The 18,735-nt window shown below is 43.8% G+C and carries 20 protein-coding genes; 18 read left to right on the forward strand and 2 right to left on the reverse strand.

Annotated features, from left to right (window positions below; genetic code table 11):
* Window positions 1–9 precede the first annotated feature (9 nt).
* The 8 genes from fabK to K360_RS0105350 all read left to right on the forward strand — a co-directional run bounded on the left by fabK (window position 10) and on the right by K360_RS0105350 (window position 6,437).
* Entirely contained in the window at window positions 10–957 is a 948-nt protein-coding gene (gene fabK, locus K360_RS0105315; RefSeq protein ID WP_024822146.1) for an enoyl-[acyl-carrier-protein] reductase FabK, read from the forward strand.
* 20 nt (window positions 958–977) lie between these two features.
* Window positions 978–1,928: an ACP S-malonyltransferase gene (fabD, locus tag K360_RS0105320; protein WP_024822147.1), complete on the forward strand. Its 951-nt coding sequence runs from the start codon at window positions 978–980 to the stop codon at window positions 1,926–1,928.
* Window positions 1,929–1,933: 5 nt separating this feature from the next.
* Window positions 1,934–2,671 (forward strand): 3-oxoacyl-[acyl-carrier-protein] reductase, encoded by a 738-nt coding sequence (fabG, locus tag K360_RS0105325; protein WP_211235526.1) that lies wholly within the window; start codon window positions 1,934–1,936, stop codon window positions 2,669–2,671.
* A 28-nt stretch (window positions 2,672–2,699) separates the two neighbouring features.
* Window positions 2,700–2,951, forward strand: coding sequence for an acyl carrier protein (acpP, locus tag K360_RS0105330; RefSeq protein WP_024822149.1), 252 nt, complete (start codon window positions 2,700–2,702; stop codon window positions 2,949–2,951).
* 98 nt (window positions 2,952–3,049) lie between these two features.
* A complete protein-coding gene (gene fabF / locus K360_RS0105335; RefSeq protein ID WP_024822150.1) occupies window positions 3,050–4,288 on the forward strand; it encodes a beta-ketoacyl-ACP synthase II in 1,239 nt (412 codons plus the stop codon).
* A gap of 8 nt (window positions 4,289–4,296) precedes the next feature.
* Window positions 4,297–5,088, forward strand: a complete 792-nt coding sequence (gene rnc / locus K360_RS11210; RefSeq protein ID WP_024822151.1) for a ribonuclease III — start codon at window positions 4,297–4,299, stop codon at window positions 5,086–5,088.
* On the forward strand, window positions 5,048–5,599 hold the full coding sequence (gene pyrR, locus K360_RS10580; protein ID WP_034326657.1) for a bifunctional pyr operon transcriptional regulator/uracil phosphoribosyltransferase PyrR: 552 nt from the start codon (window positions 5,048–5,050) through the stop codon (window positions 5,597–5,599). Before rnc ends, pyrR begins: the two co-directional genes overlap by 41 nt.
* A gap of 82 nt (window positions 5,600–5,681) precedes the next feature.
* The gene (locus K360_RS0105350; RefSeq protein WP_156923350.1) at window positions 5,682–6,437 is read left to right on the forward strand and encodes a hypothetical protein; all 756 of its coding nucleotides are present in this window, start codon (window positions 5,682–5,684) and stop codon (window positions 6,435–6,437) included.
* A 61-nt stretch (window positions 6,438–6,498) separates the two neighbouring features.
* Here K360_RS0105350 and K360_RS0105355 read toward each other — a convergent pair whose 3' ends face one another.
* Together K360_RS0105355 and selD are read right to left on the reverse strand one after the other, a co-directional pair.
* Window positions 6,499–7,695 carry an MFS transporter gene (locus tag K360_RS0105355; protein WP_024822153.1) on the reverse strand — a complete coding sequence of 399 codons (1,197 nt, stop codon included), beginning with the start codon at window positions 7,693–7,695 and terminating at the stop codon, window positions 6,499–6,501.
* A 62-nt stretch (window positions 7,696–7,757) separates the two neighbouring features.
* Window positions 7,758–8,804: a selenide, water dikinase SelD gene (selD, locus tag K360_RS10585; RefSeq protein WP_084043884.1), complete on the reverse strand. Its 1,047-nt coding sequence runs from the start codon at window positions 8,802–8,804 to the stop codon at window positions 7,758–7,760.
* Between the two features lie 205 nt (window positions 8,805–9,009).
* Here selD and prfB point away from each other — a divergent pair.
* The 10 genes from prfB to purB all read left to right on the forward strand — a co-directional run bounded on the left by prfB (window position 9,010) and on the right by purB (window position 18,728).
* Window positions 9,010–10,117, forward strand: a protein-coding gene (gene prfB / locus K360_RS0105365) for a peptide chain release factor 2 (RefSeq protein WP_211235519.1) whose coding sequence is annotated in 2 segments (ribosomal slippage) — window positions 9,010–9,081 and window positions 9,083–10,117 — 1,107 coding nt in all. Because the reading frame shifts where the segments join, the coding sequence is not laid out codon by codon here.
* Window positions 10,118–10,137: 20 nt separating this feature from the next.
* The gene (locus K360_RS0105370) at window positions 10,138–12,042 is read left to right on the forward strand and encodes a SpoIVB peptidase S55 domain-containing protein (protein WP_024822155.1); all 1,905 of its coding nucleotides are present in this window, start codon (window positions 10,138–10,140) and stop codon (window positions 12,040–12,042) included.
* 2 nt (window positions 12,043–12,044) lie between these two features.
* The gene (gene tmk / locus K360_RS0105375) at window positions 12,045–12,656 is read left to right on the forward strand and encodes a dTMP kinase (RefSeq protein WP_024822156.1); all 612 of its coding nucleotides are present in this window, start codon (window positions 12,045–12,047) and stop codon (window positions 12,654–12,656) included.
* Window positions 12,653–13,087: a DUF327 family protein gene (locus K360_RS10590; RefSeq protein WP_024822157.1), complete on the forward strand. Its 435-nt coding sequence runs from the start codon at window positions 12,653–12,655 to the stop codon at window positions 13,085–13,087. Before tmk ends, K360_RS10590 begins: the two co-directional genes overlap by 4 nt.
* Window positions 13,063–13,830 carry a hypothetical protein gene (locus K360_RS11005; protein ID WP_024822158.1) on the forward strand — a complete coding sequence of 256 codons (768 nt, stop codon included), beginning with the start codon at window positions 13,063–13,065 and terminating at the stop codon, window positions 13,828–13,830. Before K360_RS10590 ends, K360_RS11005 begins: the two co-directional genes overlap by 25 nt.
* The gene (locus K360_RS10600; protein ID WP_024822159.1) at window positions 13,802–15,160 is read left to right on the forward strand and encodes a PSP1 domain-containing protein; all 1,359 of its coding nucleotides are present in this window, start codon (window positions 13,802–13,804) and stop codon (window positions 15,158–15,160) included. The genes K360_RS11005 and K360_RS10600 overlap by 29 nt, the downstream gene beginning before the upstream one ends.
* A 20-nt stretch (window positions 15,161–15,180) precedes the next feature.
* Window positions 15,181–16,113, forward strand: coding sequence for a signal recognition particle-docking protein FtsY (ftsY, locus tag K360_RS0105395; RefSeq protein ID WP_024822160.1), 933 nt, complete (start codon window positions 15,181–15,183; stop codon window positions 16,111–16,113).
* Entirely contained in the window at window positions 16,103–16,906 is an 804-nt protein-coding gene (locus K360_RS0105400) for a hypothetical protein (protein WP_024822161.1), read from the forward strand. The genes ftsY and K360_RS0105400 overlap by 11 nt, the downstream gene beginning before the upstream one ends.
* Complete coding sequence (locus tag K360_RS0105405; protein ID WP_024822162.1) at window positions 16,903–17,436, forward strand: DUF4416 family protein; 534 nt, start codon at window positions 16,903–16,905, stop codon at window positions 17,434–17,436. Before K360_RS0105400 ends, K360_RS0105405 begins: the two co-directional genes overlap by 4 nt.
* Entirely contained in the window at window positions 17,433–18,728 is a 1,296-nt protein-coding gene (gene purB / locus K360_RS0105410) for an adenylosuccinate lyase (RefSeq protein WP_024822163.1), read from the forward strand. Before K360_RS0105405 ends, purB begins: the two co-directional genes overlap by 4 nt.
* The last annotated feature ends 7 nt before the right edge of the window (window positions 18,729–18,735 follow it).

Here is an 18,735-nt window from a genome sequence, read left to right on the forward strand (position 1 = left end):
GAACATATTTTGGTTTGGAATAACAGAGTAACTCAACTTCTCGGCACCAAATATCCTCTTATTCAGGGGGGAATGGCATGGGTTGCAAATTCTACCCTTGCCGCAGCGGTGAGTAATGCTGGTGGCTTGGGACTTATAGGGGCAGCCAATATGCCTCCTGAGATACTAGATCAAGAGCTCCAGAGAATAAAGACGTTAACTGATAAGCCTTTCGGCCTTAATATTATGCTGATGTCTCCTACGGCTGATGACGCAGTAGAATTAGCAGCTAAACATAAGGTTCCTATAGTCACTACAGGGGCTGGAAGTCCAGGTAAGGTAATAGAAAAGCTTAAACCCATGGGAACTGTAATTATACCGGTTATTGCTTCAGTAGCTCAGGCTAAAAGGGTAGAAAAGCAAGGTGCAGATGCTGTAGTGGCAGAAGGGACAGAGGCAGGTGGCCATATTGGTGATTTAACGACTATGGTGCTTGTCCCACAAATTGTGGATGCTGTGCAACTTCCCGTTATTGCGGCTGGTGGAATTGCAGACGGGAGAGGGATAGGTGCGGCTTTTTGTCTTGGAGCAGAAGGAATTCAGATAGGGACTCGTATGGTGTGTTGCACTGAGTGTACGGTCCATCAAAACTACAAACAAGCAATTATCAATGCAAGAGATCGTAGCAATGTGGTTACCGGACGTAGCACGGGACATCCAGTTCGTTGCTTGCGCAATAAATTGACAGCTCGGTTTGAAGAACTAGAAACAAGCGGAGCTTCGGTTGAAGATATAGAAAAGCTGGGAACAGGGCGACTTCGCGCCGCAGTGGTAGATGGAGATATAGAGTGGGGATCTCTGATGGCTGGCCAAAGTTCAGCCCTTATTCATGATGTGAGGCCAGCTGCCGAAATTTTGCAGAATATGTTCGCAGAGGCAGCTGATGTTATTACTCGATTACCCCGTTTTGAGAGCTAGAGAGTCGAGGTGACCGTATATTGAAATATGCATTGGTTTTCCCAGGTCAGGGAGCGCAGGAAGTTGGTATGGGGAAATCCCTTTTCGATATGTTCCCAATAGCAAGAGAAATCTTTCAAAGGGCTGATAGTTCTTTGGGATTTCATTTAAGCCAGTTGATATTTAACGGACCTGAAGAGAAGTTGACACTGACAGCTTATACTCAGCCAGCTATTTTGACAGTAAGTGTGGCAGTCTATGAGATTCTTTCTCAAGAATTTGGGTTGCACTTTTCTCCAGCCTATATAGCGGGCCATAGTTTGGGAGAGTATACAGCTCTTGTTGTGGCAGGAGCTCTATCTTTAGAGGATGGAGTTCGTCTTGTCCATCTCCGAGGTTCTCTTATGCAAGAGGCGGTTCCGGAGGGAGAAGGAGCGATGGCTGCCTTGCTTGGTTTAGAGTCAGATATAGTAGAAGATCTGTGTAAAACTATCGCTCCTCATGGAGAATGCCAGGCTGCAAATTATAATTCCCCAGGGCAGGTTGTTATTTCTGGAGCAACGGCCTTTGTGGAAAAAGCGGTTGAGGAAGCGAAGGAAAGAGGTGCTCGTAAGGCAGTGATGTTGAAAGTGAGTGCTCCTTTCCACAGCAAAATGATGAGGCCAGTGGCAAATAAATTGAAAGAGGCTTTTAACGGCTGCCAATGGGAAGCCCCCCAGTGGCCTGTTGTGGCTAATGTTTCCGCACAACCTGTTTCCACTGTGCGGGAAGTGCAGAATGCATTGTTCCATCAGACATATATGCCTGTTTTATGGGCAAAATCTGTTGAATATATGGCATCTCAAGGAGTTGATACTTATTTCGAACTCGGACCGGGAACGGTTCTAGCCGGTCTTATCAAGCGCTGCCAAAAAGGGTCTAAAACCTATTCTGTAGCTACAGAAGAAGATATAAAGACCATCACTTCTCTTTTTAAGGAGGTGGTAGAGTGATGGGTATGGGTCGAGTTGCTCTCGTCACTGGTGGGGGGAGAGGAATAGGCAAACATATTGCGCTGGAACTTGCTGCCCGCGGATATCATGTGGCTATTAGCTATAACAAGAGCGGCACAAGTGCTATGGATGTGTGCGATATGATGCAACATTTGGGAGTAGATGCTTTCGCTGTACAATGTGATGTAACGAATCCGGAGCAGGTAGCAGAGATGTTTGTGCAGATAGAGGGGAATCTCGGGGCGGTAGACATTTTGGTTAATAATGCAGGTATTACTCGAGACAACCTCCTCATGAGAATGAAAGATGAAGAATGGCAAGACGTTATAGCTGCTAACCTGACATCAGTTTTTTATTGTACAAAGCAAGCTATTAAGAAGATGGTAAAAGCACGATGGGGAAGGATTATTAACATCTCATCAGTGGTGGGGCTCATTGGCAATCCAGGACAGTCTAATTACTGTGCTTCTAAAGCGGGTATTGTAGGTTTCACGAAAGCTGTTGCCAGAGAGTATGGCGCTAGAGGGATCACTGCAAATGCCATTGCTCCTGGATTTATTGAATCTGATATGACTTCGGTCTTGAAAGATGAGATTAAACAGTCTATGCTGGCTCAGATTCCTCTTGGTCGGGCAGGGACTCCTGATGATGTGGCCAGAGTTGCGGCTTTTCTAGCTTCAGATGATTCTGCATATGTAACTGGTCAAGTTATTGCCGTAGATGGCGGAATGACCATGTGTTAAGAAGAGTAGTGGAAGGGGGTGAAGGAGAATGAAGAAAGAAGAAGTTGTTGCTCGCTTAAAAGAAATTATTATGGACAGACTTGATGTTGAAGATGGCCAGATTGTTCTCGAGGCTTCCTTCGTGGAGGATCTTGGTGCTGATTCTCTTGACATCGTTGAGCTCATTATGGGTATTGAAGAAGAATTTGATATTGAAATACCTGACGAGGATGCTGAGAAGCTCACTTCCGTAGGGGAAGCTATGAAGTATACCCTCGAAAAGCTTGGAGTAGAAGAGTAATTTGGAATAAAGGCATTTCTGGGCCGGAGGAATATAGATCCCCCGGCCTATTGCAACATCGCGGTGCCCTATCCCTGAACGGTGAGGAGTGACGTGATTTGAGAAGGGTAGTTATTACAGGGCTTGGAGTAGTGAGCCCAATCGCGAATGGAAGAGTAGATTTCTGGAAAGCTCTTGAAGAAGGACGAAATGGCGTCGGTCCTTTAACGACCTTTGATGCCTCTGACCTTCCTGTAACTTTCGGAGCTGAGGTCAGAGACTTTGACCCAACTCATTGGCTTGACAATAAAGAGGTAAAACGCTCCGATCGGGTGATCCATTTTGCTGTAGCTGCTTCAGATATGGCTCTTGAGGATGCCCATCTGGATGTAAAAAGCCTGGATTCTAATAAATTTGGTGTTTATATTGGAACTGGACAAGGCGGCATAGAGACGACTTTTAATAATTTTCAGACCCTTATTGAAAAGGGCCCAAGGCGAGTAAGCCCCTTTTTCATTCCTATGATGATCAGCAATATGTCTACGGCTTACGTAGCTATTCGGTACGGCGCAAAGGGGCCCAATCTATGCGTTGTCACAGCATGTGCTACAGGAACCAATAGTATAGGAGAAGCTTATTACGCCATACAGCGAGATGACGCAGATGTTATTTTAGCTGGGGGCACGGAAGCTGCTCTTCGTTCTATCAGCATAGCTGGCTTTGCTGCTATGAAAGCTCTTTCGACCCGCAATGATGAGCCTCAGCGAGCATCTCGTCCTTTCGATCTGGACCGAGATGGCTTCGTAATGGGCGAGGGTGCGGGCGTTCTCGTGCTGGAAGAACTGGACCATGCTCTTCGTCGTGGAGCCCATATATATGGCGAAGTTGTGGGATATGGATCTACATGTGACGCTAGCCACATTACAGCGCCAGATCCAAAAGGCGAAGGGGCCGTACGAGCGATGCGCCAAGCAATAAGTCAGGCAAAATGGCTTCCAGAAGATGTGGAATATATTAACGCTCATGGAACCTCTACCGGTCTAAACGATAAAATGGAATCTATGGCGATTCGTACTGTCTTTGGAGAATATACACCCAAGATTTTGGTTAACTCTACAAAATCTATGATTGGACACTGTCTCGGTGCCGCTGGAGCTCTTGAGACGATAGCTGCAATTCAATCTATTGTAGAGAACGTTGTCCATCCTACTGTTAACTATGAAACGCCAGATCCGGAATGTGATATTCATGTGGTAGGGCCTCAAGCGGTGCATAAACCAGTTTCTCGAGTGCTCGTCAACAGTTTTGGTTTTGGTGGGCACAATGCTGTTGTTGCTGTCCAGAAGTACGAGAGGTAAGAGGTCCTGTGAAGAATAGTCCTGAAAAAGAACAATGGTGGAATCAGAGTCTTCTCTCTTTTCAGGAAAAATTAGGATACTCTTTTTTAAGAAGAGAACTTTTAGAAGAGGCCCTCACCCATGCTTCTTATGCTTATGAAGAGGGCCTCCCTTATTATAATGAGCGTCTTGAATTTTTAGGAGACGCTGTGTTAGAGCTTGTGGTTTCAGCAGAACTCTATGGTGAGTATCCTGATCTTGACGAGGGGAAGTTAACTCAATTTCGCTCAAATCTTGTTCGAAAAAAAGCTCTTTTTATATGGGGAAAAAGTATGGAATTACCCCGACTTATTCGGGTGGGGAAAGGAATAGAACATCAAGGCATTAACTCTTCTATTATTGCTGATGCAGTTGAGGCAGTGTTTGGTGCTGTTTTTTATGATGGTGGATTTCAGGTAGCACAAAAAGTAATACGCAGATATCTTTTTTTCCAGTCTACTGTTAATCCTTATGAAGAAAATCAGGATCCTAAATCTCTTCTGCAAGTTGAAACTCAAAAAAGAGGAATGGGACATCCTGACTATGTAGTGGCCTCCTCTGAAGGGCCTTCGCATTTACCTAAGTTCATCGTACATTTAAAAATAGATGGAGTTATCTTTGGATGTGGAACGGGGCACTCGCGAAAACTAGCGGAGATTCAAGCAGCTGCCCAGGGGTTGGGCAAAATATCCCTCCTCAAAAGAGAGGGTATAGAGGGGGGGGAGGAAAAGGAGATTGGCCATGGATCTTATGCAAAAAGCAATTATAATGACCAAAGATGATATAAAAAGAGTGTTAAAGAGGATTGGCAATGAGATCATAGAGTGGAACAGGGGAACAGAAGGGATAGCATTACTCGGAATACAAAGGCGCGGAGTGTATTTAGCTAAGCGACTTCAGGATGTGTTACTCCAGCAAGAAAAAGTAAAAATTCCCACAGGAGAACTTGATATAACCTTGTATAGAGATGATTTAACGTTGCTTCACGAGCAACCTATGGTCCATAGCACTTCCATTCCTTTCGATGTCAGTGGCATGAATCTTATTTTAGTAGACGATGTGATCTATACGGGACGGACTGTGCGGGCGGCTTTGGATGCTCTTATGGATCTTGGGCGTCCTTCCTCTGTGCAACTTGCAGTATTAATAGATCGAGGACATCGTGAGCTGCCAATACACCCGGATTTTTGTGGTAAAAAGGTTCCAACTTCCTCTGATGAAATTGTGGAAGTAAGAGTGGAAGAGCTTGACGGCGTAGATGATGTGGTTATTTGCGAAAAACAAAGTGAATGAAAAATTCTCCCCCACGAGAAAAGTGAGGTTGTTTTTTGCCTTTTTGCTCCTATTGTTCCTCGTCCCTTGCAGAGCTTTAGCTATGGACTTGTGCGTATCATCTCCATGGTTGTCTGTTATGTCCAATTTTATGGGGGGCGTATATGTAACAGTCCATCCTATGGTAGTGTGGTCTGAAGATGGATTGGAAAAAAGAGTGGCGCCAAAAAAAATGTCAGAAGATCTCCCCTTACTGGTATTAGATTATTCAGACGCTCAAAAATATGGAATATCTGAAAAAAGGAAGAATCTGTATGTTCTTTATCGAAATCTTCCTTTCCCTAGAGAGAAGTTAGATAGCTATTTTGCCGATCCCTCAGTGCTTCCCTTTATTGCTCAACGAATTTTGAATGTTTTTTCCAGCCTCGACACAGAGCATTATTTTTTCTACCAACGGCGACTAGCGGAGTTTCAGGGGCGTTTAGAGAGCACAGTCCTTCTAGGGAGACAATTACTGCAAGGTAAAAAAGTCTACGACCTCTCAGCTTCATATGGGGAGCTTTTACGGGCAGCCCGATGTGAAATATTGCGTCCTTCGGGGGAGAATGTAACTCTTTGGAAAAATGGAGAGTCTTTGGATAGCTTCAAACAAAAAGTAGAGGAAATTATAAAACAAGGTATACCAGTAGTTTACGATGCACAAACACCTCGATGTATGCAAGATACGTTGCTAAAGATCAAATCTTCTCAAATTATTCTCCTTAAGCGACCTACTATAGAGGAAGATCTTATTATTTCTTTATATGACCAATATCTGTCTATATGGAATATAGCAGCTTCTTCCGCTACATCTAATTAGCTCTTAACAGCGGATTCTTTACACCGTCTCGACTGTCTGTTCCTTTTATCTCACAGGATTTCTAGTTAACAGCAGATTCTTTACCGCTAGCTGTCTTTTTAGGGAAAAAGAGGAATGGAATTGTAGCAGAAAAGATCATAAAACTTAAAATATGAAAGGGACTAACTTTTAGCCCAGACTCTACTACAAATCCGTCAAGAATTGGGCCAGTCATCATTCCCAGACTAAAGAAAATATTAAAAATACTCATAGTTCTCCCACTTCCGAATTCAGCGCTGTTTTCTGCTGTGATGGCAGCTAAAGAAGGAGAGGAAAGAGCGTGTCCGACCCCGAAAATGATACTGGCTACTGTAAGCCCTAAAAAGCTGCGGAAATAGGGTATAACCAGGAAAACAACTCCAGATAAAATGCCACCAAATACAATCAGACGATGTCGTTCTATGGTATCGGAAAGAGGGCCGAAAAACCGCTGCAGAGCTCCAGTTGCTATGGAGTTAAGAGAAAGTATTATCCCAATTTGGGAAAAAGATAGAGAGTATCCTTGAGCTAGAAGAGGAATAAGCATAAGGATGGTTCCCCGGCACATGGCAAAACAGAATTGATAGTAAAAACAAATTCGGAGTGCCCAATTTCGTAGCATTCCTTTTATAGCAGGGAACATCGTTTGACCAGTAGCTTGGGCTCGAGTAGGTATCCGGTGAGGAAGTTTCCGTATAACCATAAACAGAGCAAGACTTGTTAGGACTGTCATGAAGTAAAAAGGGAGTTGCCATCCCCATCGATCGGTGAGTATGCCGCTGATGAGAGGACCAAAGCCTACTCCTAAAAAATGAGCTCCTTGCAAAGTCCCAAAAAGACGACCTTCATTTCCCTCTTCAGCAATGTCGGCGCCAATAGCCATAGCTATTGGTATAACAAAAGCGGAACCTAAGCCGTGAAAGAACCTTATGGCTACTAATGCTACTGTATTGTCGGCTCTTACGTAAGCGAGAGATGCTAAAGAGTAGACCAATAGGCCTGCACCAAGAAGGAGTTTTCGATCAAAGCGCTCAGCTAACTCACCAGAGATGAGCATCCCTCCGGTTCGGGCAAAAGAAAAGGTTCCAAAAACAAAGCCAAGAACAATACCACTGGCGCCAAGTTTGGAAGCATATATAGGTAAAATAGGACTAATGACGCCTACGCCAAGCATGGCGCAAAAGAGAGAAAGAGAAAGTGTTAACAGAATATAATTATGAGATGTTTGAGAATTTGTCATGAGTTGCCCCTTCAAAAGATCCCCTCGCATATGTGAGGGGATCTTTGGATAACTTTATTGTACTAAATATTATCAACGATTTCAATCATACCTTCTCCCGGTTTGAATCTACCTATACATATACTTCTTTCAAAACCAGCATTTTTTAAAGATTGTATTATCCCTTCTGCCTTGTCAGGGCTCACAGCCAACAAAAACCCACCAGATGTCTGAGCGTCATAGAGGATATCTACTTCCTCATCGGGGAAAGCCTGCATTCCATGAACCATATCTTCGTATTGAATGCGGTTATTGTATGTTCCTGCTGGAATCAACCCGCTCTCTGCCAGCTCTATTACACCTGGAAGTAAAGGAACATTGTGAAGTCCAAGAACTAAATTAAGATTCTTCAGGGAAAGCATATCCAATGCATGTCCGATCAGACCAAAGCCTGTGACGTCGGTACAGGCATGGATAGCTATTTTTTGGTCTTCTGAAAGAATCATAGGAACATTGTTAAGGGTTGACATCCATCGAATGGCCTCTGACGGGCCTTGAGGATCTTCAATCATGTCAGCTTTAATGCCAGTAGCTATAATTCCTGTCCCAACAGGTTTTGTAAGAATAAGAAGATCTCCAAGCTGAGCTCCTACAACTTGCCATGGGTGCTCTCGTGCCACTTCTCCATATACAGCGAGCCCATATTTAGGTTCTTCGTCTTCTACGCTGTGTCCTCCCACTAGAAAAGCACCGGCTTCTCTTACTTTAGAATACCCACCTTCTAAGATTTCCCTTAATATTTCTATATCGAGTTTTTTTACAGGGAATCCTACTATGTTCAAAGCTACTATTGGATGTCCTCCCATAGCAAAAACATCACTGATAGAGTTACATGCAGCTATTTCTCCCCACTTTCTCGGATTATCTACGATTGGCGTGATAAAATCCAAAGTGAGAATACCGAGTCGTTTTTCATCTATAATCCAGAGAGCAGCATCTTCACCAGAAGCCCAAGTAGAAATGATCCTTTCATCATGAACTGGAGGAAGATTTCGTAGTATTTTTTCCAGGTCCGCCGGACCTATTTTAGCAGCTCACCCACTTGTTCTTGATAGTTCAGTTAATCGCATGGTCAATCCTCCTTTCCTTCGAAAGAAATTATAACAAATTTCAATCGAAATTATTCGATGAAGCTATGAGATACCACAAATAATTTACAGCGGAATTATTTGTGTTTTCCCTTATTAGGTCGATGAGAGAAGGGCTCTGGATGATATAATGAAACACTTGAATAAGAAACTGAAGGTTGTATATTGATGAGGAGGCTCATTATTTATGGTTAATATCCCGAACTCTACAGTATTGGAGGAACTGCGTTCCCTTAAAGAAGAACTGCAGGAAAGCCTTTGACCTCGTTTTTTTGGAATCTCGTTTGCAAGAGCTTGAAAAAAAGACAGTTGCTCCTTCTTTTTGGGGGAGTGGAGAGGCACGAGGCATAACCCAGCAATTGTCTTGGATACGAGACAAACTAGGCTCATGGAGTCAGGTCGTCTCTGAGTTTCAGGATTTAGAAACATTGGAAGAGATGTTACGAGAGGGAGATGACAAGGAACTCCAGAGTGAATTTGATAGTCGGTCGGTGGCTTTGAAGAAAGAAATAGAAAGGATGCAACTTTTGGAGCTTCTTAACGAAGATTATGACCATGGTAATGCCATTCTTTCGATTCATGCTGGTTCAGGAGGGCTTGATTCTCAGGATTGGGCCGACATGCTTTATAGAATGTATGTTCGATGGATAGAACAAAAGGACTTCCACATAAAAATCTTGGATTTGTTGAAAGATGCGGAGGCTGGAATTAATAGCGTTACACTGCTTGTGGAAGGGAACTATGCCTATGGGTATTTAAAATCAGAAAAAGGGGTACATCGTTTAGTCCGTATATCTCCTTTTGATTCGGCGGGGAGACGACATACAAGTTTTGCTTCAGTAGATGTGGTTCCGGAGCTTCCAGAGGATGTGGATATAGAGATTCGCCCTGAGGATATTCGTATCGATACATTCAGATCTAGCGGGGCTGGTGGGCAATATGTGAATATGACCGATTCTGCAGTGCGAATAACTCACTTCCCATCTGGAATTGTGGTCAGCTGTCAAAATGAGCGTTCTCAACATATGAATCGAGCAGTAGCCATGCAAATTTTAAAAAGCAGGCTTTATCAGCGGGCTCTTGAAGAACGCCACAATGAATTAGAAACCATAGGAGGAGAAAAGAAGGAAATTAGCTGGGGAAGCCAAATTCGGTCATATGTGCTCCATCCATATACATTAGTTAAAGATCATAGAACTGGCTGCGAGACTGGAAATGTCCAGGCAGTTTTAGATGGGGAGTTGGAAGACTTCATTATGGCCTATCTACGCTGGAAGAAACAAAGCCGCAAATAAGTAAGAGGAGGATGGTTCCGATGGAGAGAAAATATAGTTGGCACATTTTATACGTTCCTATCCTAACCTTTTTAATTGTTTTTTATGCAACTGCGGGGATAGCCGCTTCGGCTCCTTTTTCTCCAAAAATTCCCATTCTTCCTTTACAAGAACTTCGTCCGGGTATGAAGGGTACAGCGTTGACGGTTGTACGTGGGGAAGAAGTAGTTTCTTTTCCCGTGGAGATTGTTAGCATTGTCCCCCAAATGGAAAGTCGGCCTCGCCACCTTATTATGGTTCGGGTCAGCGGTAACGTCATAGAGAAGACAGGTGGCATAGCCGCAGGTATGAGTGGAAGTCCGGTTTATATTAATGGAAAATTGATAGGAGCTATTGGTTACGGGTTTAATTTTAGTGAGCACAACATAGGATATGTGACTCCTATTAAAGATATGGAGTCTATCTGGGCGTGGCCGGAGGACCCCCCCTCTTTTCCTCAGCCTCTATCTTTGAAGGAAGATGGAAAAGATGCAGAAAAAGGGGTTGAAGAGGAGGAAGCAGAAAACAACGAGGAAACTGCGGAAGAGAATAGTGTTGAAAATGAAAATACGGAAGAAACTACAGAAGGAAACGCAGAAAATACGAATTTATCTTCAGGTAGTGAAAAACGAGCTCTTCCTCTCCAGGTAGGAGGAGTAAGCCAGAGGATAGCGAATCGGGTAGGGGAACGTCTGGGGGAAAAAGTGTTTTTGACAGGTGGCCTCAACGGGAATGAGCAATTGGTGGATTATAAAGGGACCTTTGCGCCTGGAGAGGCCATAGGAGTTTTGTTAGCGTGGGGCGATGTTACCATAGGTTCCATTGGCACCATCACATCTGTTGATAAGGATGGTCGATTTCTTGCTTTTGGGCACCCTTTTCTGGGGAGAGGGGCTGTGGCGTTCCCTGCTGTGAAGGTGAAAGTCCATAATGTAGTACCCAGCTTAGAGTCTCCCTTTAAAGTGGGGAGTTTTTCTCATATTGTCGGAACAGTAACCCAAGATCGTGCCGAGGCCATAGGGGGGCGCTTAGGATATTTTGCTCCGTCCATTGAAGCATCCCTACGCTTTAAAGATATAGATAGAAATGAAAGAGATATGAAACGCTTCCATGTCGTACAAGATCCTTTCCTTGGCATGGATCTTGCCAGTACCCTTTTCACAGGACTTATTGACAGGTTATGGGGGCGAGTAGGGGAGGGGACGGCCCGAATTTCTCTCCAGGTAGAAGGGAAAGAAATTTATAAGGGCTGGACGAGAAGTAATATGTATTTCTCCGAAACTGACGTAGCTGATGAAGCCTTGCAAGAAGTGAGAGATTTAATGAAAAACATAGCCATGAATCCCTTTATGGAAATTTCTCCGATGGGAATCCATTTATCTGTGGAAATTACCCGCCAACCGAAGCTTATTTTTATAGAGGGATTGAAAATAGATGGAGAAATCTTTGTTCCCGGCCAGAAAGTACCTGTAGAAGTTACCCTCAGGCCGTACCGAGGTAAGCAGTCGAAGAAGAAATTAGAGCTTACAGTACCCCAAGATGCTTCTGGGCCCGTAGAAATAGTTGTTCGAGGGGGAAATATAATGGCTCTTGAAGAGGATGCTATTGTACAGGGCTGGAAAACTATAGATAATTTTGATCAAATGTTGAAAGAAATGAGCTCTTTGGAAACAAATAATGAGGTTATAGTAGAACTAAACTATGCAAAAATTCCTGATAGTCCTGAGGATATGATACCCACCAAGGAAGACACGGAGCTTTTGAGCCAGGTTAAGGAGAGGCGCCTTAATGAAGGAACAATGCGTATTTTTAAGACTGATTCTGTGGTGGAAGGGCTTTTAAGGAAAATAATACAGGTTCAACCTTCTGATGGACAAGAAGTGGCTGTAGAAAAGGAAGAAGGTTAGAAATGTTTATTACCCTGGAAGGCATCGATGGGTGTGGCAAAAGCACTCAAGCCGCCATTTTGAACGAGAAAATAGCAGCGTCTACGGGGAAAAATGTTTTTTGGACCCGAGAGCCTGGCGGATGGGCACAAGGAGGGCTTATTCGTTCTCTTTTACTCGAAGAGGATCTTTATCACCCCTTGAGCGAATTATTTCTTTTCGTAATTGACCGCTGCGAGCATGTGAGGCAGGAAATAGTACCGGCTCTTTCACGGGGAGATATAGTCGTATGTGAGCGTTACTCAGATTCAACGCGAGCTTATCAAATTTGGGGAAGAGGTATTCCGGAAGAAAAAGTAGAAACTCTTTTTTCTTGGTGTGAATTTCCTGAGCCAGACCTAACGTTATGGATGGATGTTCCTCTGGAAATGGCTTTTGCTAGGATAGAGTCTTCTAGAAGTTCTCTTGATCGCATAGAGTCAGGGACAAAAAGTTTTTTAGAGCGTGTATGCCGTGGGTACGAAGAATTGGCTCTTCGCTATCCTAAAAGAATTGTTCGCATTGATGGAACGCAATCGTTAGAAAATGTTGCCAATCAGATTTGGAACTCTCTGGAGGTGTTTCTGAACCAGTGAAAGTACGAAGGAGTTCTGATAGGAAATTAGATACAGGGATAGATAAATCTTTGACAGGCCACTATAAGGTGGAACGGCGGGTAGATGAAGTTTTCCCTTGCTTTGACGAATCTTTAGAAGACGCAGAAATTCAGGAACTTTTTGATCGTTTAGAGAAGCTGGGGGAACAGCTATCTCGTTTCCCTGCGGAAAGGCTATTAAGCACCTACAGAACTGTTGTTAAAGAACTGCTTCGCCGGGCTACTGGTCGACTACGATTGAAGAAAGATCTTCGCTGGAGACGATATGATAAAAATATTTTTGTTTTGATGGAAAAAACAGAAACAGATTTACAGGAGCTCTCTGCGGTTTTAAGCAGAGAGGGAAATCGTATGAGAGCTTTACGATTAGTGGAGGAGATTAAAGGATGTCTCATCTCCCTTTTTTTATAATATCAAGTATTATGTGGGCAGAACTATCAAGGGCTCTTGAGGCAAACCGATTCCCTCAAAGTTTGGCTTTACGTGTACCCCAACAGTATCATTTTACGGTGGCGACCGAACTTGCCCATTTGATTTTATGTGAGAAGAGATGTAACTGTGGAGTATGTGATGCATGTTTAGCTTGGCATGAAGGCGTCCATCCAGACCTTCTTTTGGCTGGGACAACGGATAAAGCGCCTCGCATTGAGGCTTGTCGGCAATTGACAGAGGAGCTTACCCTTCGTCCCGTGGCTTCCCCCCGTCGTTTAGCTGTTGTTTTTGCTGCTGATACCCTTCCGTTAGGTGCAGCTAACAGCTTGTTAAAAGTGGTAGAGGAGCCTCCGAGTTATGCTGTCATTCTTTTTATACATGAAGGAGAAGGGCTGCTACCCACACTCAAAAGCCGGTGCTGGAACCTTTCAACTATACATGAATCAGTGCCTGAACAAGAAGTCATGCCAAACTCTGAAGAGTCTTGGTTTGCCTGGGTTCGAAATAGCGGGAAAATTTCGGTAGAAGAGTTAGAAATGCAACTTGGTCGGTGGGGTTCTTGGGCTTTGGCAGAGGGGCATTTTCATCTTATAGAACCTATTGAACGTCTTCGTCTTTTAAGCCAGACAGGGCGTCTTTCTCAGTCCATGCTTTTGGATTATATAGTATTAGTACTCAAGGAGGGTTTTGCGTTTGAGCATATATTTGACGATTTTCGGTAAGCCTAGATATTTAGGACTTGTAGAGATTGAGACCCCTTCTCCCGAAAGAGGATCCCGTATAGTTGCCGAAACCATGCGAGGGCTTGAGTTGGCCGTTGTTGGAGGGCCGCTCTCATTGGAACAAGAAGATCGTTATAGGAACACGTGTACGGAAGATACTTCAGAGGGCCAGCCTAAGGGCGGAGAGCCTATGCTTCAGAATATAACTTTTGTCCGTATGGTTACAGTTGAAGATTTAGAAATAGATCGGAACCAGAGGGTTGAGGAAGAGCTCGTGCTTATAAAAGCCAGAGAGATTCTTTCGCAACACGATCTTCCTATGAAGCTTGTAGATGTCGAGTACCTTCTTGATCGAAAGAAACTTTTCTTTTATTTTACGTCTGAGCAGCGAGTAGATTTCAGGGCCTATGTTCGAGATCTTGCCCGTGAATTCAAAACAAGAATCGAATTGCGTCAGATAGGAGTACGTGACGAAGCCAAAACAGTAAGAGGGCTTGGTCCCTGTGGTAAAGAATGTTGCTGTGGATACTGGCTCCATAAATTTGATCCTATTTGTATCAAAATGGTAAAGGAACAGAATTTAGCTCTGAACCCTACAAAAATATCAGGGATTTGTGGGCGTCTTATGTGCTGTATGGCCTATGAGCATGAGACGTATGGTTCTATTTGGAAAGACCTTCCAAACCCAGGCTCGAAAATTAAGACCCCTACTGGTAACTACGTTATTCTTGGCGTTGATTTGCAGCATGAGGCTTTTCGGGCTAAGACTCCTGAGGGGACGGAAATACTAGTTCTAGCCCGAAATTTTGAAGCTTTTAAAGAGACGGTAATGAGAGGGGAAGTATGGGATAGTACCATTGGTGAGAGCGGTATACCGGCCCTTCCTGTCTTGGGAGAGGACGAATCTGGCGAGTCCCTTGTTTTCTCTGAGAACGATGTTGTGGCAACAGTCATAACGGATGTCTCGTCAATTGGGATATTGAAAGTTGAAGGAGAAAATGATCATTCTGTCTTAGAAAATTTGGAAGATGTTCCATGCCCGCCTTATCGTGAATCGGAAGAAAAGAAAGGCGACAATAGGAAGGGAACGGGAGCTGTTTCTAAATCAGGAGGAATAAAACGTCGGCGGCGACGTAAAAAGAAACCCCAAAATAATAAGTTAGCGACTCCAGATCGTGAAGGAACAAGATCGGAGGAACAGAGCACTGAAAATAGCGTAGCTAAACGAAATAGGCCTGTGCGGAAGAAAGGACGGCGTCCTTTTCGAAGGGGAAAAAACTCCAAAAACGAGAGCTCTTCTAGCGAAAAAGAAGGGCCCAACGGTGAATAGCTTAGGATAGGGGGGATATCATGTTTCTTTGGGATAAACTTAAGAATGGGCTTAAAGGAGTAAAAAATCGTTGGAGTGGGGGGCTCATTTCTCTCTTTTCTGGAACCTCTATCGATGATGAGTTTTGGGAGCAAATGGAAGAACTTCTCATTTCCGGGGATGTAGGTTTAGATTTGACGGAAGAGCTCATAGAGTCTCTTCAAAAAGTAGTAAAAAAAGAAGGGCTCAAGACATCGGATCAATTAATAGATTATTTTATAGATATGCTTACAAGCCATCTTGAAAAAATAGAAGGCATGGGGAAGGAAATTGTTCTTGATGTAAAGCCTAAAGTAGTAGTGCTTGTTGGCGTAAACGGAAGTGGCAAGACCACGACAGCTGCTAAATTAGCAGAACAATTTCGGCGCCAAGAGAAAAAGGTAGTGTTGGGAGCAGCAGATACCTTTAGAGCAGGCGCTATAGAACAGCTGAAAATTTGGGGAGAGCGAACAGGAAGTCGAGTTATAGCCCAACAACAAGGGAGTGATTCTGCTGCAGTAGCGTATGATGCGTTACTGGCAGCTCGGGCATCCTCGTCAGATCTCCTGATAGTGGATACAGCTGGTCGTCTTCATTCGAAGCATAATCTTATGGAGGAACTATCTAAAGTTATACGAGTTTTAGCCCGGGAAGTGGATCAAGAAAATATAGAGATTCTTCTCGTCTTGGACGCAGTTATGGGACAGAATGGCTTTGCACAAGCACAGGCTTTCCATGAAGCCCTTCACTTAACTGGCGTCATCTTATCTAAATATGATAACACGGCAAAGGGAGGCATTATTCTAGCTATAGCCCATCACTTAGGCCTTCCAATTCGGTACGTGGGACTGGGCGAAGGAGTTGATGATCTACGTCGTTTTGAGCCTAAGCTTTTTGTATCTGCTTTGCTGGAGAGAAATAGTGATGAAAACTGAGGAAGAGCAGCTTCTTAATAGTCTCTCTTTTTCGTCTCCTCTTTCCATCGTTTTGAGGGCACTCTTTTGCTTCTCTCTTACAAGAATAGTGCTGCATAAGAAAAATCGCTATAAATATTTTCTGCAAGAGGATCTCGTTGCATTTTTACATAAGACGGGAAAGGATAGTCACGTTTCCAGCTTATTTCGTAGCTTTGAAAAAGAAGAGGATCCATCTCACACTCCTTTTTATACATTGCCCAATAAAGAAACAGTGTTGTTTTTATCAGCAGAGGGAGGAGCGTCTATCTCTACTGTAGGGGAGCTTAAACTAATGGTTACTTCCCAAACAGGGGATCTTCCTGAATGGTGGAGTGTTCCTATCCCTTTATTAGCCATTCAGAAAAAGAAAGTGATTCTCAATGAAAAAGCTTGTTCTCATTTAAAGGGGTACACTTTTTCTTATGATGAAGTAGAATCTGCGTTGCAGTCTGAGGAACCCATGTTGGCTATAGATAACGCAGAGGGGAGAATGGTCATATGCCCCATAGAAATAGCTCCCCATGTTTTTATGCTTGATGATGTCACTTGCGATTTGGATACTGCTGAAAATATGATTTGGTGGGCCGCAGTTGGTCAGGCGTGGGCTCAGAAGAAACGTAGAGCAGGGTATCGAATTCTTCGCGTCGATGAAGAAATAAAAGAGCCGTCTCCCCTTGATCTTCTTGGCGCCGATGAATATATGACGTGTATATGGGATGGTAAGGTAGTAGGGCACTTATGTCTCAGAAAGGAAAAGGAGTCTTCAGAATGATATATCCTGTGAAATTGATTACAGGAGTTCTTTATCCAGATGAATGGTGGTGGCAGTGGGTTTTGCAGGCGTTATCCCCTATTTGGGGAGAGCCTGAGCGAATTAGCGATGCCTTCCCCTTCGATAAAACAGACTATTATCATGATATTGCACCTGTCTTGTATCGGCGCTTTATTTCCTTCCCAGGTCTTCGTAATGGGGATGAATTGGTTCGTTGGAAAAAGGAGAGTGGCCTCGTAGAACAGCGGAGTAGCCTCGCTCGAGAAGAAAGAGACATACGAGCCGTAAATATTGATCCAGGATATATTAATGGGGCTCGATTAGTTCTGGCTTCAACTAAAGATCATGCCCATCGGATATACCTGACAGAAGGTATTTTCGCGGAAGTAACAATGCGCTATCGTTTCAAGCAATGGGTTGCGTTTGATTACACTTTCCCCGATTTTGCTAGTAGCAGGTATAATCCCTTCCTATCGGCAGTGCGGGAGGATTGGCATAGAGATATGGCTATGAGGAGGCATGAGGAATGATAGAAAGATACGAAACAGAAGAAATGAAACGTATGTGGAGCGACCACAACAAGTATCAGACGTGGCTTCAAGTCGAGCTGGCAGTGTGCAAGGCTTGGACAGAAGAGGGGCTTATTCCAGAAGAGGCTTTGAAAGATATTGAAGAGAAAGCTGATTTTGATATAGAGAGGATCTACGAAATAGAGAGCCAGGTACATCATGATGTCATTGCTTTTGTGTCTGCTGTAGCTGAAAAGGTGGGGGCCAATGGGCGATATATCCATCTTGGCTTAACAAGCAGTGATGTGCTCGATACAGCTTCTTCCCTTATGTTACGAAAATCTCTCGACGTAGTTTTGGAAAAGGTCAATAAGCTTGCTGGTCTTATATGGGAAAAAGCGAAAGAATATAAGTATACCCCCTGTGTTGGACGCACTCATGGTATTCACGCAGAACCCATGACCTTCGGGCTCAAACTTCTCAACTGGTATTACGAGCTTATTCGAGATCGAGAGCGAATTCTTCAGGCGCGAGAACAAATTAATTATGGGAAAATATCTGGAGCGGTGGGAACATACGCTCATTGCCCTACTAAAATAGAAAAACGGGTGTGTGAACTCCTTGGTCTTCATCCAGCTGCGGTCTCCACTCAAATCTTGCAGCGTGATCGTCATGCTCATATCATGAATGTTCTGGCACTTCTCGGAGCCGGCATAGAGAGAATGGCAGTGGAGATTCGACACCTTCAAAAAACGGAGGTCCTTGAAGCCATGGAGCCTTTTGGGAAGAAACAAAAGGGATCCTCGGCTATGCCTCATAAAAGAAACCCCATTCTTTGTGAACGTCTAACAGGGATGGCTCGTCTTTTAAGAGGATATGCTTCTACAGCTATGGAGAATGTGGCACTTTGGCATGAGCGAGATATAAGCCATTCTTCTGTGGAACGAATTATTTGGCCTGATGCGTTCCATCTCGTGACGTATATGCTGAAGAAAATGTCTCAAATAGTAGAAGGCATGGATATCAGTCCGGAGAATATGGAAAAAAATCTGTATCTGACTCAAGGTCTTGTCTTTAGTCAGAGAGTTTTGCTTGAACTCGTAGAAAAGTTCAAGCTTAGCAGAGAAGATGCATATGCAGTGGTGCAAGAGAACGCTATGAAATGTTGGCACGGAGAAGGATCTTTTGCCGACCTCCTTTGGTCGGACTCACGGGTGAATCGCTATCTTTCCAGAGATGAACTCGACAAGCTGTTTGATATTGATTACTATTTTAAGGCAATAGATGAAATATTTTTAAGATTTTCTGAATAGGAGGGGC

The sequence above is a fragment of the Aminobacterium mobile DSM 12262 genome (genome assembly GCF_000526395.1).
Classification (GTDB): domain Bacteria; phylum Synergistota; class Synergistia; order Synergistales; family Aminobacteriaceae; genus Aminobacterium; species Aminobacterium mobile.

Excerpts from the sequence above, each read along its gene's own strand:
- K360_RS0105405 (WP_024822162.1), top strand. The coding sequence starts at position 16,903 with ATGATATATCCTGTGAAATTGATTACAGGAGTTCTTTATCCAGATGAA.
- K360_RS0105400 (WP_024822161.1), top strand. The coding sequence starts at position 16,103 with ATGAAAACTGAGGAAGAGCAGCTTCTTAATAGTCTCTCTTTTTCGTCT.
- K360_RS0105370 (WP_024822155.1), top strand. The coding sequence starts at position 10,138 with ATGGAGAGAAAATATAGTTGGCACATTTTATACGTTCCTATCCTAACC.
- purB (WP_024822163.1), top strand. The coding sequence starts at position 17,433 with ATGATAGAAAGATACGAAACAGAAGAAATGAAACGTATGTGGAGCGAC.
- K360_RS0105355 (WP_024822153.1), bottom strand. The coding sequence starts at position 7,695 with ATGACAAATTCTCAAACATCTCATAATTATATTCTGTTAACACTTTCT.
- fabG (WP_211235526.1), top strand. The coding sequence starts at position 1,934 with ATGGGTCGAGTTGCTCTCGTCACTGGTGGGGGGAGAGGAATAGGCAAA.
- pyrR (WP_034326657.1), top strand. The coding sequence starts at position 5,048 with ATGGATCTTATGCAAAAAGCAATTATAATGACCAAAGATGATATAAAA.
- tmk (WP_024822156.1), top strand. The coding sequence starts at position 12,045 with ATGTTTATTACCCTGGAAGGCATCGATGGGTGTGGCAAAAGCACTCAA.
- ftsY (WP_024822160.1), top strand. The coding sequence starts at position 15,181 with ATGTTTCTTTGGGATAAACTTAAGAATGGGCTTAAAGGAGTAAAAAAT.
- K360_RS0105350 (WP_156923350.1), top strand. The coding sequence starts at position 5,682 with ATGGACTTGTGCGTATCATCTCCATGGTTGTCTGTTATGTCCAATTTT.
- acpP (WP_024822149.1), top strand. The coding sequence starts at position 2,700 with ATGAAGAAAGAAGAAGTTGTTGCTCGCTTAAAAGAAATTATTATGGAC.
- K360_RS11005 (WP_024822158.1), top strand. The coding sequence starts at position 13,063 with ATGTCTCATCTCCCTTTTTTTATAATATCAAGTATTATGTGGGCAGAA.